This window comes from Streptomyces globosus, assembly GCF_003325375.1.
Taxonomy (GTDB): domain Bacteria; phylum Actinomycetota; class Actinomycetes; order Streptomycetales; family Streptomycetaceae; genus Streptomyces; species Streptomyces globosus_A.
The window spans coordinates 6,237,742-6,251,793 of sequence record NZ_CP030862.1 but is presented as its reverse complement, the minus strand read 5'-3'; the positions used below and the strand labels follow the sequence as shown (position 1 = coordinate 6,251,793).

Here is a 14,052-nt window from a genome sequence, read left to right as displayed (position 1 = left end):
AAGGTTGAGTATAAGTATGATCTAGTTCAGTAAGGTTCTGGGTGTGACCTTCGGCTCGCCGCCGGTCACCCACCCGCTAGGACGCGGAGTCCCCCGAACTTTCCACGTGTGCCGCCGATGAGGCGGTCGCCTGTCCGATCGCCGTCACCCTTGGATGGTTTCTCCATGCACTTCGCCCTTCCCACAAGGATCCCAAGACGACCACAGCCTTGGCCGAAGGCCCTGGCAGTGCTCGCGCTCACCGGACTCTGCGTCAGCCTGACGCCCGCCCACGCGGCACCCGCCCCCACGGCTCTGGCCGCCGCGGACGTGAAGGGTGTGACGCCGGAGCAGAGAGCGCAGGACAGCGCACGTGCCAGCGGGCAGCCGGTGGAGATCCTGGAGAAGCGGACGGAGGACGCTCGCACACTCGCGAACCCCTCTGGGACCTTCACCCTGGAGCGCCACACCAGCCCCAAGTGGGTCAAGAGGGGAGGGAAGTGGGTTGACCTCGACGCCTCCCTTCAGGTCTCGGCCAGCGGAGTTCTGACGCCGAAGGCGTCGTTGCTTCCTCTCTCGCTGTCCGGCGGCGGCACGGGACCACTGGTCAGCCTGGCAGACGGGGACAAAGAGATATCCCTGACCTGGCCCCAGGCTCTGCCGAAGCCGCGCATCAGCGGTGACACCGCGACGTACCCCGAGGTGCTCCCGGGAGTGGACCTGAAGGTCCGCGCCGGCATCGAGGGCTTCTCCCAGGTCCTTGAGGTCAAGTCGGCCGAGGCCGCCGCGAATCCGAAGCTCGCCGAGATCGGATTCGGCCTGAAAGCCAAGAACCTCACCGTCGCCGCCGACGGACACGGAAACCTGACGGCCAAGGACGCAGCAGGGCAGATCGTTTTCGGCGGACCCACCCCGACCATGTGGGAATCGACGCCCACTGCCGGACAGCAGAAGATCGCCTCGCTGGCCCGCAGCGCCCCTGCGGCGCAGGGCGCCGACGCCCCCGCCGCCAAGGACGGCAGCGCCTCCACGGCGTGGGAACCGGGTCTGAACGCGAAGCAGGCCGCGATGGCCACCAGGGTGGACGGCTCCACCTTGAAGGTGGTCCCGGACCAGAAGATGCTCAGGGGCAAGGACACCGTCTTCCCGGTCTTCATCGACCCGTGGATGAGCGGTGGCCGGATCGCCTGGACCCGGGTGTACAAGAAGTTCCAGGACACGGCGTTCTGGAACAAGAACGAACTGGCCAGGGTCGGCTACGAGAACGAAACCAACGGCCTCTCCCGGTCCTTGTTCCGGATGGACACGGCAGGGTTCGCCGGCAAGAACGTCATCCGCGGCACCTTCTCCACCCAGCTCGAATGGTCCTGGTCCTGCCAGGCCCGACCGGTACAGCTCTGGTCCACCGGCGCGATCAACTCGGGCACCACGTGGAGGAACCAGCCGGCTTGGGCCCAGCACCTGGCCACGGTGAACACCGCCAAGGGCTGGGGCCCCAACTGCCCGGCGGGCGGCGTGGAGTTCGACGTCACCAACAAGATGAGGGAAGTAGCCGCGGCCGGCTGGTCCGAGGTCACGCTGGGGCTGAAGGCGGAGAACGAGTCCGACACCCACGGCTGGAAGAAGTTCCTCAACAGCGCCACCCTCTCCATCGAGTACAACCAGACACCGAACACCCCCGGCGAGCTGCACATGACTCCGCAGCCCACCAGCCACGGCTACATCGGTAAGACCAATCTCGCCGACGGTGTGCACCTGCGCGCACGGATCTCGGATCCCGACAGCGGGAACGTCACTGCCCGCTTCCGCGTGCACTACGTCGACCGCGGCGGCTGGTTCAACGAGGGCACCGTCAGCGTTCCCAGCGGTGGTATCGCCGACTTCCGCCTCCCCGACGGATGGCTGCCCTGGGACGAGTCGTACGCCTGGGAAGTCCAGGCCGACGACGGCACGAGTGCGTCCCGCTGGGAGGGTGGCGGCCGGTTCACCGTGAAGCGGACAGCACCACCTGCCCCGAAGGTCGACATCGACCCCGACAAGGGCATCGCCACCTTCACCGCTGAAGGCCCCGAGGGCGGAGACCACGTCCAGACCTACCGGTTCGGCATCAACACCGACCAGCCCACGCGGCGGGTGGAGGCCTGGCATGGGAAGGCCACGGTGCTGCTCCCCAAGATGGGTGAGGGCCGCTACGAGATCAAGGCCTACGCCACCGACAAGGCGGGCAACGACTCCTCGGCCACGCTGAACAGCGGCATCCAGTGGGATGACAACAACACGGCCACCTCGCTGGCCGATGCCACCACCACCCAGGGCGGCCACATGGTCGCCGTCGCCAGCGGGCGGGTCTGGCACGGATTCACCGGAGGCAGCGTCCAGGACACCGCGTCCGAGACGGGCGAGCTCCCCAACGTCGAACAGGTGGCCACCATTGGCACCGACAGCCAGCTCCACGTACTGGCGCTGGCCGACGGCAAGATCCACCACGCCGTACGGCTCCCCACCACCTGGCAGCGCTGGGGCGACGCCACCGCCGCCGCCGGCGGACTGCCCCCGGTGACACAGATCGCCGCCGCCCAGGACGGCTGGAACATGGTCATCGCCGCGGTCGCGGACGGCAAGGTCTACCTGACGACCCGCTACCCCGACCGCTTGGACCCCTGGCGGCTCGTCCCGGGCACCCCCGCGCAGATCGACCAGATCACCCTCGCCTCGGTGAACAGCCAGCCAAACATGGCGATCCTCTCGGAAGGCCGGGCCCACCACTCGGCCCAGATCGCTCCTGGGAACTGGCACCCCTTCGCCCAGCTGCCCATCGCCAGCCCGCTCGCCTCGATCGAGGCCTCAGCCAGCACCGGCACCGGCGCGGAGTTCCAGCTCGCCGCAGCCTCCGAAGGCCGTATCTACCACACCACCCGCCGGGCCGACGGCAACTGGACCGTATGGGGAGACGTGACCGCCGTCGTGGGCGACCCCGGCTACACCCGTAAGCTCCTGGGCACTCCCGTCGGGGACGGCTTCCGGCTGACCGCCATCGCCAACGGCACCATCAGCCAGACCACCCGCGCGGCCAACGGCAACTGGAGCGGCTGGAAGGACATCTACCAGCCGTAACGGCAACGCTCGAACATGTATCGAAGGCATGAGGCGGGCTCCACCCTGAGCGATCGGGTGGAGCCCGCCTCATGCCGCTTTCCCATCCCCGTCCGCCGGCGGTGCGAGCGCTGCCGCAGCGGACAAATTCGGCTCGTCAAGTTCGTCATTGAGGTTGGGCAGGCGGGAATGCGAACCGGTCCCCGGGATCCAGGACATCGCGGAGGCTGATAGCGCGGCGATACCCTCTCGTCGCCGTTTACGCCGAGCACCTGACTGTCTCGCGGCGCCTCAGTGTAGAACGTACATATCTATTCAGGTCTCGATCACTGGGGTCCTTCGGGGGCTGACCGCTGCTTGCTGGGAAACGATCTCCGCCAGCCTGGGAAGCGATCTTCGGACGCTTCTGGAGTGCCTGGTCAGGCGCACTCGTGAACACCCCACAAACGGCAGTTCTTGAGTAGCTCTCAAGAAACGTCACGAGATCCCGTTCAGCCGAGAAGCTGGGCGGGATCTCTGCGTTTGCAGAGCTTGCGCGAGGCGGTGTCCGAACGCGGGCGGGGCCTCGGGCGGTGCTTTCACCGCGGCCACCGGGGCGCTTCTCGCGGTCAGGCCCGCAACTGCTCCGTCAGGCCGAGCTGGTTCATGATTGCGCCGGTGTCCAGGTAGGCCCGGCCCTCCTGGATCTTGCCGTCCTTGAGCTCGTAGATGTCGCACGCGTGCAGCGTGACGTGACGGCCGGTGGCGGGCACGGTGCCCGCGTGCAGGACCAGGTCGCCGGTCTGTGTCCCGCTGCCCGTGTACTCGACTACCACCGTGTCCCCCTGGGACGTGAGGCGGTCGAGGGTGAACGTGGCGTCGGGCATCGCGTCGAACAGGGCTCTGGCGAGCCAGGTGAACCCCTCCCGGCCCTCCAGCTTCCTCCCGCTGCCCTTGTCGACGAGAGTGCAGTCCGGAGCGACCACCCCGGCGATGGCGTCGTAGTCCCGGTCGTTCCAAGCCTGGAAGAGATTGCGGACGAGGGCGTCGTTCTCAGCCATGGGGACCTCCGCTCGGAAACATTCCCCTCCTTCCATGCTGACCCGCCGCCTCCGGCCCCGCAGCCCCAGCGGGACCTGCCGGGCGCCTGCCGGTCCCCGTTCGGAACCCTGCCGGGGCAGGAGGCCGTTCGATCCGTCACTCCGGTGGGTCCTGCGGTGCAGTCCGGCTCCGGCGGGGCATGAGCACGTACGCCGCCACGGCCAGGGCGAGCGGCAGGAGGCTCGTGACCAGCATGGTCAGCCTCAGGCCGTTGGTGAGGTCCAGCCCGAGGTCCAGTCCGGACTGCCGGAGCAGGTTCGGGTCGTATCCGGCGGTGCCCGGACTGCGCGCCATGGCGCTTCGGGTCGCGTCCACGGCCTGCTCGGCCTGGGTCGCCGACATACCGCGCGCATCGGCGTCGTTGAGCCACTGCCGTTGGAAGAAGACGTTGAGCAGCAGGAGGTAGACGGCGGGGCCGAGCGCGTAGCCGGTCATGCCGAACGCCGGCTGAACGGAGGCCACGGCGCCGGACTTTCCGGACGGGGCGTGCGAGAGGATGGTCTCGGCCACCGAGGCGGAGGCCACCAGCGAGCCGAGGTTGGCGAGCCAGGTGGCCAGTACGAGGATCCACAACGCCATCGTGGTCTCGGCGGTGGCCGCCATCAGCAGCCCGCTCGCGACCAGCAACAGCAGGCCGGTGATGAGGACCGGCCGGGGGGCGTACTTCTCGATCAGGCGCCCGGCGAGGATGACAGCGCCTGCGATCAGCAGGGTACCGGGCAGAAACAGCAGGCCGATCGTGCGCGGGGGCAGCGACAGGATCACACTGCCGAACTGCCCCAGGACGAAACTGAACCCCGCGACGGCGAAGTTCAGCGTCAGACTGGACAGCGCAGCAACGGTGAACGCGCCGCTCCGGAACAGCGACAGCTCCAGGACCGGTTCGGGTGTCCGGCGCTCGTGGAACACGAACAGCACGCCGGCGATCGCACTGATCACCAACGGCAGCCAGGCCTCGATCCGGATGATCCCGTTCTCGGCCTCGGCGATGCCGTGGACGAGGGTCAGCAGGGCGAGGCCGACCAGGCTGACGCCGACGACGTCGACTCCCCGGCGCTGCAGGACGGGGGGCTCGGTGACGTAGCGGGCCGTCAGCCCGAGAGCCACCAGCGACAGGAGCGGGGCGACCAGGAACAGCCACCGCCAGCCGAGTGCCTCCACCAGCCAGCCCCCGGCCGCGGGGGTCACTCCGCACAGCACCATCTCGATGGCCATGAAGATGCCGATGGCCGCCGGCCGTCTCTCCGCCGGGACCGACGCCTTGAGCAGGGCCAGCGACACTCCCAGCATCGCGGCCAGAGCCAAGCCGTCGAGGAGGCGCATCACCAGCAGGAACACGTAGCCGGGGGAGAGCGCGGAGAGCAGGTTGACGGCGATGTCGCCGACCAGCCCCAGCATCAGCAGCCGCTTGAGCCCGAAGGCGTCCCCGAGGCTGCCCACGGCGAGCACGGCGGCTGCCACGACCAGCGTCGCCGCGCCGCCCAGGAACCCGACGGCGTCGGGCGGCACGTCGAGGGCCCGGCTGATCTGCGGCATGTTCAGGCTGAGGATCAGCGGGTCCACGGCCGTGACCGTAAAGGCGAGGGAGAGCCCAGAGACGATCGGGAGGAGCGCGATGGTGGATCGCCTCTCCGCAGCCGACACAGCAGCACCTCCCGTACGTCGGCCGGCGCCGACCGTTCGTCGGCCGGCCGCAACCCGGTCGCCGCTTCAGGTCCGGGGGCTTTCGGCCCAGCCTTTCAGGGCGCCGGCGACAGTGCCCTCTCATCCGTACGCGGCCGGGGCAGGTTCACTCACCTGCACTCAGACAACCGCCCCTTCCCGGCCACGTTGCTGCAGCCGGCGGCGCTCCCCTGCGCGTGCTGCGGCGGCCTTGGGTCTTGTGGCGGCGGACTGCCGCACGTCTTCCGGATCGCCGAGGTTCATTCGGGCGCCTGCGGCCCCCGAATGCTCACTCGTTGCGAGCGGTTCCGTGCAGTGCGTCCTCAACGGGCCAGTGTTTGCTAATGGGTTGAGGGGTGGGGGTGGCGGGTTTGCGAGCTGGGCTAGGGTGGGCTCGCTTTGATGTTCGCGTGCTTGCGTTCGCATAGGGGGAGTTGCGTACATGGCCGATGACACGTTGCCGGAGCCCGAGCGGCTTCCGCTGTCGCCGGACGAGCTGGAACGGCACAAGTCCCAGTGGGGGGCTTCCGTTTTCGTGGCTCCGGAGCCCGGGAGCTTCCGGGATCCGCTGACCCCGCGGACGCTGACGCCGGCTCCGCCGTTGCTGGTGCCGCCCAACGGTGGGCAGCCGCCGGGGCTGCTCCAGCCGCCGGGGCTGCTGCCGCCCCAGGGGCCCGGGGCGTCCGGGCAGGAGCTCGTCATCGAGCCCGCTGTGCTCACCAAGGCCGCCGGGAGTGCCGACGAGATCCACACCGCCTTCACCAAGCCGGCGGCCGCGCTGGAGGAGCCCGCGCGGAAGGCCGCGACGGCCATGAACGGGTGGGAGTCCGGGAAGAGCCTGCGCGCCGCGCACCTGCAGTGGGAGAAGCAGGCCGGCACGGTCGCCGGGTGGCTCGCGCACATCTCCGAGAGCCTGCGCATCGGCGCCCGCGGCTACAAGACGACCGACGCGGGGATCGACCAGTCGTTCACCGGTGTCCGGCGCCCGTCCAAGCTCCAGGGGCTCTGATGTCCACCACCTTCTACCAGGAGATCCTGGAGACCGACCTGGCGCCGCTGGAGACCCTCCTCACCCAGTGGCGCACCACGCACGAGGCGCTGGCCAAGCTGCCGCGGCGCGTCCGGGACGAGATGCTGAAGCCGCTGCGCGACAAGGGGTACTGGGAGGGCGCCGCGGCCCCGTACGCCTGGCGGATGATCGACGACATCGAGCGGCAGGTCGACTCCGCGACGAAGGTCGCCAAGGCGGCGATCGGTGTCATCGAGGACGCGCTCGGCGAGTTCAAGGCGGTCAAGAAGGACCTGCAGGACGCCGTGCGGCGGGCGCAGGAGAAGGGCGTGTTCATCCAGGCGAGCGGGGTCGCCGCGACCACCGTGTTCAACGGCCGGTGCAAGGAGATCGCGAAGGACTCGCCGGAGGCGAAGGCCATCGAGGCCGCCCAGCGGGAGATCAACGACATCGTCCGGCGGGGCATCGCCGCCGACCGGAACATGGCGTTCGCGCTGATGTCGGACATCGGCCTGGGCCAGTGGTTCAACCCGAACCCCGGGCACAGCAGCATCGACACCACGAACCGGATCAGGACCCGTACCCGGTGCGCAAGGGCGAGGGCGCGTACTCGCTGGGCTGGGACTGGGTCTCCGGCAGCGGGCCGCGCAACCGCGAGTACCACGACGGCGACACGATGACCGAGCTCATCAAGGACAGCGTGAGCATGGAGCGGCTGCGCGCCGACACCCTCTCCAAGTGGCAGGAGAACGGGCAGCAGGAGGGCACCGTCAGCTACTCGATCTCCAAGGACGGCAAGCTCGGGGCGCTCCGCAAGCTGGTCGGCACGGACATCCCGGCGATCGCCACCGCCGACGAGGACCACCTCGGCGAGGCGTTCATGGGCTCGTACTCCCTCGACTACAGCGTCAAGGGCCAGGACCCCGACGGCTCGCTCGTCGTCGAGTACACGCTGAACAACTCGACCAGCAACGAATCGTTCCTGCACTACGTCGGCTACTACGACTGGCTGGAGAACTTCAACCGGGAGGACGGCGTGTTCTCCACGATCGACCAGAAGATCACGTGGACCGAGCGCGTCCCCGCGGAAGGGAAGTGACCGATGTACCGGCGCAGGGTGCGGGCGGCGGGGGGCGTGGCGGTGCTCGCCGCCCTGGCCGGGCTGCTCACCGGCTGCGGCTCCGACGCGTTCGAGCGGTGCGTCCCGGAGGCCGCGGAGACCGCGGGCGCGGCGCAGCTGGCGGGGACGTTCGACGGTGAGCTGGAGGCGAAGGGCGTCCGTCTGACACTTGCCCTCACCCCGGGGACGGCCCACGGAGGCAGCTTCACCGTGGAGAACTGGCCGACGGGCGGCAGCTCCTTCCACGCCCACCTCGGCAAGACCTTCAGCGGGTCCGGTACCTGGGTGGTGGACCCGGCGGGCCACGGCCGGGACCGGACCACGCTCCTCATGGACTTCAGCGAGCCGGAGGGCATCATGCGGGGCGACACCCTCGACAGGCTCTCCATCGGCATCGACGCGAAGCGCACCTTCGTCTACGACGACCCGGACCCGGACGTCTGCCCGGACTTCCGCCTGCGGCTCCGGACGGGGTGACCCCGGCCGCCCGGCGACGGCCGGGCGGGACCGGGGGAGGCGGGCGTCAGGAGAGGGGCTTGGCCATGCAGCGGCTGGAGTCGTACTCCCGGTAGTAGCCGAACTTGGCCGTCATCGTGTAGCCCTCCGAGAGGTAGAGGGCGATGGCCTCGGGCTGCTTGTCGCCGGTCTCCAGCACCATGCGGACGCGGCCGGCGGCGCGGGCGTCGGCCTCCAGCTCCGCCAGGAGGCGGCGGGCCAGGCCGAGGCCGCGGGCGCTCGGGACGACGTACATGCGCTTCAGCTCGGCGTCGCCGTCCGAGTAGCCCTCCGCGTTCTCGTCCTGGCGGCGCCAGCCGCCGCTGGCGACCGGGGTGCCCGAGGCGTCGTACGCCAGGAGGTACAGGCCGTTCGGCGGGGCGAACATCGCCGGGTCCAGGTGCGTGGCGTCGCCCTCGCCCTGGTAGCGCTCCTGGTACTCGAGCTGGACCTCGTCGTTGAGTTTCACCGCGTCCGGGTGGTCGTACGGCACGGTGCGGATCTCTATCCCGTGAGACATCCGGACATCGTACGGAACGGTCGGGCTATGGTGCTGGGATGCTCACCGTGACCTCCGTGAACGTGAATGGGATCCGCGCCGCCGCCAAGAAGGGGTTCTCCCCGTGGCTGGCCGGGTCCGACGCCGACGTCGTGTGCCTCCAGGAGGTCCGCGCGGAGGAGGAGCAGATCCCGCTGGAGGTCCGCAGGCCCGAGGGCTGGCACACCGTCTTCGCGCCGGCCGCCGCGAAGGGGCGGGCCGGGGTCGCGCTGTACACGCGGCGGGAGCCGGAGCGGGTGCAGGTCGGCTTCGGCAGCACCGAGTTCGACGCGTCGGGGCGCTACCTGGAGGCCGACCTGCCGGGGGTGACCGTCGCGAGCCTGTACCTGCCCTCCGGGGAGGCGGGGACGGAGAAGCAGGACGAGAAGTACCGGTTCATGGACGCGTTCCTGCCGTACCTGGCCGAGCTGAAGGAGCGGGCCGCGGCGGACGGGCGGGAGGTCGTCGTCTGCGGCGACTGGAACATCTGCCACCGCGAGGCCGACCTGAAGAACTGGCGGACCAACCGCAAGAGCGCCGGCTTCCTGCCCGAGGAGCGGGAGTGGCTCGGCAAGGTCTACGCCGAGGCCGGGTACGTGGACGTGGTGCGGGCGCTGCACCCGGACACGGAGGGCCCGTACTCGTGGTGGTCCTACCGCGGCCGGGCCTTCGACAACGACGCCGGGTGGCGCATCGACCTCCAGGTCGCCACGCCGGGCCTGGCGGACCGGGCCGTGAAGGCGTGGGTGGAGCGGGCCGAGACGCACCCGCAGCGGTGGTCCGACCATGCGCCGGTGACGGTGGCCTACGGGCTCGGCGCGGTCTGAGCGGCCCCGTCTCCGCCTGCTGCCTCCTGTGCCCCGTCCGCTGCCTCCTGTGGCCCGTCCGCCGGTCCCGCGGCCGCCCGCAGGCGGTCCATCGCCATCGACAGCTCGGCCTCGACCACGCTCTTCGCCAGCGGCCGCAGCCGCGTGACCGCCTCGGGGTCGTCCGGCAGGTGCTCGGCGACCAGCCCGGCGAACAGCGCGGCCAGGGCGTCCGCGTGCCCGCGCACCCGGCGGCCCGTCTCCAGGACCGCCGCGAGCGGGACGCCCTCGCGGACCAGGGCCGAGGAGACGTCGAGGAGGCGGCGGCTGACGTGGACGATCTCGTCGCCGTCGGTGGCGACGTACCCCAGGTCGAGGGAGGCCGCCAGGTTCTCCGGGGTGACCTCGCCCTCGAAGTAGTCGGCGAGCGCCTCCGGGGTCAGCCGGACCGGGGTCTCCTCCGACCAGCCGATGCCGAGCAGCTCGCCGAGCTGGCCGACGTCCCGCCCCCGCTCGAACGCGGCCGTCAGCTCGGCGATCCCGCCGAGGGTGTGGCCGCGCTCCAGCAGGGCGGCGATGGTGCGCAGCCGGGCCAGGTGGTGGTCGTCGTACCAGGCGATGCGGCCCTCGCGGCGCGGTGGCGGCAGGAGCTTGCGCTCGCGGTAGAAGCGCAGGGTGCGGACGGGGATGCCGGCGGCCTCGGCCAGTTCCTCCGTACGGTATTCGCGCAACGTCGTCCCCGCTTCCGTGTCTGCAACGGCCGAAGCCTATGGCGTACCCGCAGTAACTTTCCGCGTGCGACCCCTACCCCTCGGTACGGTGCTGCTCTACCCTCCCGATTGTGCCAGTGATTGCTGGCAGTGTGGCGCGACGGTGCGGCGGCTGGGAGGCGGCATGGGCGAGCACGTGCGGGTGGCGGTCATCGGGGCGGGCTTCGGCGGACTGGGCGCCGCCGTCCGGCTGCGCCGCGAGGGGATCACGGACTTCACCATCCTGGAACGCGCCGACTCCGTCGGCGGGACCTGGCGGGACAACAGCTATCCCGGCTGCGCCTGCGACGTCCCCTCGCACCTGTACTCCTTCTCCTTCGCCCCCAACCCCGACTGGCCGCGCACCTTCTCCGGGCAGCCCCACATCCGGGCCTACCTGGAGCGCGTCGCCGACACCTTCGGCCTGCGCCCCCACATCCGGCTGCGCCACGAGGTGCAGTCGATGCGCTGGGACGCCGAGCGGCTGCACTGGGAGATCGAGACCTCCGGCGGCGCCCTCACCGCCGACGTCGTCGTCTCCGCGACCGGCCCGCTCTCCGAGCCGAGGCTGCCGGAGGTCCCCGGCCTCGCCGGGTTCCCCGGGAAGGTCTTCCACACCGCGCGCTGGGACCACGACTACGACCTGCGCGGCAAGCGCGTCGCGGTCGTCGGCACCGGCGCCTCCGCCATCCAGATCGTCCCGGCCATCGCCCCCGACGTACAGCGGCTGACCCTCTTCCAGCGCACACCGCCCTGGGTGATGCCGCGCACCGACCGCGCCATCACCGCCGCCGAGCGCTGGCTGCACCGGCAGCTGCCGTTCACGCGGGCGGCGCGCCGCGGGCTGCTGTGGGGCATCCGGGAGCTCCAGGTCAGCGCGTTCACCAAGCATCCGGGCCGGCTCGGGCTGATCGAGTCCCTCGCCAAGGCGAACATCGCGCGCTCCATCAAGGACCCGGAGCTGGCGGCGAAGCTGACGCCCTCCTACCGCATCGGCTGCAAGCGCATCCTGCTCTCCAGCGACTACTACCCGGCGCTCGCCCGGCCCCACGTCGACCTCGTCGCCTCCGGGCTGAAGGAGGTCCGCGGCAGCGTCCTCGTCGCCGCCGACGGCACCGAGGCCGAGGCCGACGCCATCGTCTTCGGCACCGGGTTCCACGTCACCGACATGCCGATCGCCGACCGGGTCGTGGGCGCGGAGGGGCGCACCCTCGCCGACCACTGGAAGGACGGGATGCAGGCGCTGCGCGGCGCGACCGCGGCCGGCTTCCCGAACTGGATGACGATCATCGGGCCCAACACGGGACTCGGCAACAGCTCGATGATCCTGATGATCGAGTCGCAGCTGAACTACATGGCCGACTACCTGCGCCAACTGGACGTCCTCGGCGGCCGGGCCGCCCTCGCGGCCCGACCCTCGGCCGTGGGCCGGTGGAACCGGCAGGTCCAGGCGCGCATGGAGCGGACGGTGTGGAGCACCGGCGGCTGCACCAGCTGGTACCTGGACGCGCAGGGCCGCAACACCACCGTCTGGCCGGGCACGACCGGCGAGTTCCGCCGGCTGACGCAGACCGTCGACATGGCCGAGTACGAGGTCCTCCGCGCCCGCGGCGGCACGCGCGGCCACACTCCCGACCGGGCCGGCGCGGCCGCCGCCGGGGAGGCCGCCGTATGAGCCGGCTGACGCACGCCCCTGCCGGCCGGTACGCGCCGCCCGCCGCCCGCCGCGAGCTGGTCGCCGTATCCGCCGACGGCGCCCGGCTGCACGTCGAGGAGCACGGCGAGCCGGACGCCCCGCCGGTCGTGCTCGCCCACGGCTGGACCTGCTCCACCGCCTTCTGGGCCGCCCCGATCCGCGACCTCGCCGCCGACCACCGGGTCATCGCGTACGACCAGCGCGGCCACGGCCGCACCCCCGCGACCTCCCGCTACTCCACCACCGCCCTCGCCGACGACCTCGCTGCCGTCCTGCGGGCCGCCCTCGCCCCCGGCGAGCGGGCCGTCCTCGCGGGGCACTCCATGGGCGGCATGACCATCATGGCGGCGGCGGGCCGGCCCGAACTCGACGAGCACGCCGCGGCCGTCCTGCTGTGCAGCACGGGCAGCTCCCGCCTGGCCGCCGAGGCGCGCGTCGTCCCACTGCGCCCCGGCCCCCTGCGCACCCGGCTGACCCGCGCCCTCCTCGGCTCCCGCGCCCCGCTCGGGCCGGTCACCCCGCCGGCCCGGCAGGTGCTCAAGTACGCGACGATGGGCCCCGGCTCCGCGCCCGACAAGGTCGAGGCGTGCGCCCGTATCGTGCACGCCTGCCCCACTGCCGTCCGGCACGGCTGGTCGCGGGTCCTCGCCGAACTCGACGTGGACGCCCGGCTCGCCGCACTGACGGCGCCCACCGCCGTCCTCGCCGGCACCGCCGACCGGCTCTCGCCGATCGTGCACGCCCGCAGGATCGCCGCCGCCCTGCCCCGCTGCGTCGGCCTCACCGAACTGGCCGGCATGGGGCACATGACCCCCGTCGAAGCCCCCGAGGCCGTGGCGGGCGCGGTCCGCGACCTGGCCCGCCGCTACCTCGTACGCCCCCAGGAACCCCGGCAGCAGCAGGAGGAGAGGACGCCGTGAGCGCGCACAGGAACCTTCAGGGACAGGTCGCCGTCGTCACCGGCGCGGCCCGCGGCGTCGGCGAGCTCCTCGCCCGCAAGCTGTCCGCGCGGGGCGCGCGGGTGGCGCTGGTCGGCCTGGAGCCGGAGGCGCTCAAGGAGGTGTCCGGGCGGCTGCACACCGACAGCGCCCACTGGCACGCCGATGTCACCGACCACGAGGCCATTGCCCGCGTCGCCGGGGAGGTCCGGGAGCGCTTCGGCCGGGCCGACATCGTCGTCGCCAACGCCGGCGTGGCCGCCGGCGGGCCCTTCGCCGCCTCCGACCCCGACGCCTGGCGCCGGGTGATCGAGGTCAACCTGGTCGGCTCGGCGGTCACCGCGCGGGCCTTCCTGCCCCTGCTCACCGAGAGCCGGGGCTACTTCCTGCAGATCGCCTCGCTCGCCGCGATGACCCCGGCCCCCATGATGAGCGCGTACTGCGCCTCCAAGTCGGGCGTGGAGGCGTTCGCGCACTGCCTGCGCGCCGAAGTCGCCCACAAGGGCGTCCGGGTCGGCGTCGGCTACCTGTCGTGGACCGACACCGACATGGTGCGCGGCGCCGACCGCGACGGCGTCATGCGGGAGCTGCGGCAGCGGCTGCCCTGGCCGGCGAACCGCACCTACCCGCTGGGCCCGGCCGTCGACCGGATCGTCGCCGGCATCGAGCGCCGCTCGGCGCACGTGTACGCGCAGTGGTGGCTGCGCGGCATGCAGGGCGTACGGGGCCACCTGCCCGCGCTGATCGCGGCCGGCGGGCAGCGGGAGGTGCGGCGGTTCGAGCCGCGCCTGGCCGGGGTGCCCAAGGGGCTGGTCGGCGAGGGCGGGGCCGCCGACGAGCGGGAGCGGGGCCGCGCCGCCGGCACGGGCTGACGGCCTGACGGCCGC

General features: G+C 71.5%; 13 protein-coding genes. 9 read left to right on the top strand and 4 right to left on the bottom strand.

Features of this window, described 5'->3' with window-relative positions; all coding sequences use genetic code 11:
• Positions 1-228: 228 nt before the first annotated feature.
• Complete coding sequence (locus C0216_RS27700; protein WP_114057890.1) at positions 229-3,093, top strand: DNRLRE domain-containing protein; 2,865 nt, start codon at positions 229-231, stop codon at positions 3,091-3,093.
• Positions 3,094-3,680: 587 nt separating this feature from the next.
• On the opposite strand, the gene C0216_RS27695 is transcribed toward C0216_RS27700, so the two are convergent.
• Both C0216_RS27695 and C0216_RS27690 read right to left on the bottom strand, forming a co-directional pair.
• Entirely contained in the window at positions 3,681-4,112 is a 432-nt protein-coding gene (locus tag C0216_RS27695) for an ester cyclase (RefSeq protein ID WP_162793300.1), read from the bottom strand.
• A 136-nt stretch (positions 4,113-4,248) separates the two neighbouring features.
• Entirely contained in the window at positions 4,249-5,796 is a 1,548-nt protein-coding gene (locus tag C0216_RS27690) for an MFS transporter (protein ID WP_114057888.1), read from the bottom strand.
• Between the two features lie 460 nt (positions 5,797-6,256).
• Here C0216_RS27690 and C0216_RS27685 point away from each other — a divergent pair, with 460 nt between their 5' ends.
• From C0216_RS27685 to C0216_RS27670, 4 genes are read left to right on the top strand one after another with little or no spacing between them, the layout of a single operon-like run.
• Complete coding sequence (locus C0216_RS27685) at positions 6,257-6,823, top strand: WXG100 family type VII secretion target (protein WP_114057887.1); 567 nt, start codon at positions 6,257-6,259, stop codon at positions 6,821-6,823.
• Complete coding sequence (locus C0216_RS27680; protein ID WP_114057886.1) at positions 6,823-7,503, top strand: hypothetical protein; 681 nt, start codon at positions 6,823-6,825, stop codon at positions 7,501-7,503. Before C0216_RS27685 ends, C0216_RS27680 begins: the two co-directional genes overlap by 1 nt.
• Positions 7,410-7,922, top strand: coding sequence for a hypothetical protein (locus tag C0216_RS27675; protein WP_114057885.1), 513 nt, complete (start codon positions 7,410-7,412; stop codon positions 7,920-7,922). The genes C0216_RS27680 and C0216_RS27675 overlap by 94 nt, the downstream gene beginning before the upstream one ends.
• Positions 7,923-7,925: 3 nt before the next feature.
• On the top strand, positions 7,926-8,420 hold the full coding sequence (locus C0216_RS27670; protein WP_114057883.1) for a hypothetical protein: 495 nt from the start codon (positions 7,926-7,928) through the stop codon (positions 8,418-8,420).
• A gap of 46 nt (positions 8,421-8,466) precedes the next feature.
• Here the strand turns inward: C0216_RS27670 and C0216_RS27665 are convergent, their stop codons facing one another.
• Complete coding sequence (locus tag C0216_RS27665; protein WP_114057882.1) at positions 8,467-8,958, bottom strand: GNAT family N-acetyltransferase; 492 nt, start codon at positions 8,956-8,958, stop codon at positions 8,467-8,469.
• A 38-nt stretch (positions 8,959-8,996) separates the two neighbouring features.
• On the opposite strand from C0216_RS27665, the gene C0216_RS27660 reads away from it, so the two are divergent.
• The gene (locus C0216_RS27660; protein WP_174250473.1) at positions 8,997-9,803 is read left to right on the top strand and encodes an exodeoxyribonuclease III; all 807 of its coding nucleotides are present in this window, start codon (positions 8,997-8,999) and stop codon (positions 9,801-9,803) included.
• Here C0216_RS27660 and C0216_RS27655 read toward each other — a convergent pair.
• Entirely contained in the window at positions 9,782-10,513 is a 732-nt protein-coding gene (locus C0216_RS27655) for a MerR family transcriptional regulator (protein ID WP_246042711.1), read from the bottom strand. The two genes, C0216_RS27660 and C0216_RS27655, sit on opposite strands and share 22 nt — an antisense overlap.
• Before the next feature lie 163 nt (positions 10,514-10,676).
• Here C0216_RS27655 and C0216_RS27650 point away from each other — a divergent pair, with 163 nt between their 5' ends.
• The 3 genes from C0216_RS27650 to C0216_RS27640 are packed head-to-tail and all read left to right on the top strand — an operon-like array spanning position 10,677 to position 14,037.
• Positions 10,677-12,206 (top strand): flavin-containing monooxygenase, encoded by a 1,530-nt coding sequence (locus C0216_RS27650; protein WP_114057881.1) that lies wholly within the window; start codon positions 10,677-10,679, stop codon positions 12,204-12,206.
• Positions 12,203-13,147, top strand: a complete 945-nt coding sequence (locus C0216_RS27645) for an alpha/beta fold hydrolase (RefSeq protein WP_114057880.1) — start codon at positions 12,203-12,205, stop codon at positions 13,145-13,147. Before C0216_RS27650 ends, C0216_RS27645 begins: the two co-directional genes overlap by 4 nt.
• Positions 13,144-14,037 (top strand): SDR family oxidoreductase, encoded by an 894-nt coding sequence (locus C0216_RS27640; protein ID WP_114057879.1) that lies wholly within the window; start codon positions 13,144-13,146, stop codon positions 14,035-14,037. Before C0216_RS27645 ends, C0216_RS27640 begins: the two co-directional genes overlap by 4 nt.
• The last annotated feature ends 15 nt before the right edge of the window (positions 14,038-14,052 follow it).

Coding starts and splice junctions, on each gene's coding strand:
- C0216_RS27650 (WP_114057881.1), top strand. CDS start 10,677: ATGGGCGAGCACGTGCGGGTGGCGGTCATCGGGGCGGGCTTCGGCGGA.
- C0216_RS27680 (WP_114057886.1), top strand. CDS start 6,823: ATGTCCACCACCTTCTACCAGGAGATCCTGGAGACCGACCTGGCGCCG.
- C0216_RS27695 (WP_162793300.1), bottom strand. CDS start 4,112: ATGGCTGAGAACGACGCCCTCGTCCGCAATCTCTTCCAGGCTTGGAAC.
- C0216_RS27645 (WP_114057880.1), top strand. CDS start 12,203: ATGAGCCGGCTGACGCACGCCCCTGCCGGCCGGTACGCGCCGCCCGCC.
- C0216_RS27665 (WP_114057882.1), bottom strand. CDS start 8,958: ATGTCTCACGGGATAGAGATCCGCACCGTGCCGTACGACCACCCGGAC.
- C0216_RS27660 (WP_174250473.1), top strand. CDS start 8,997: ATGCTCACCGTGACCTCCGTGAACGTGAATGGGATCCGCGCCGCCGCC.
- C0216_RS27670 (WP_114057883.1), top strand. CDS start 7,926: ATGTACCGGCGCAGGGTGCGGGCGGCGGGGGGCGTGGCGGTGCTCGCC.
- C0216_RS27685 (WP_114057887.1), top strand. CDS start 6,257: ATGGCCGATGACACGTTGCCGGAGCCCGAGCGGCTTCCGCTGTCGCCG.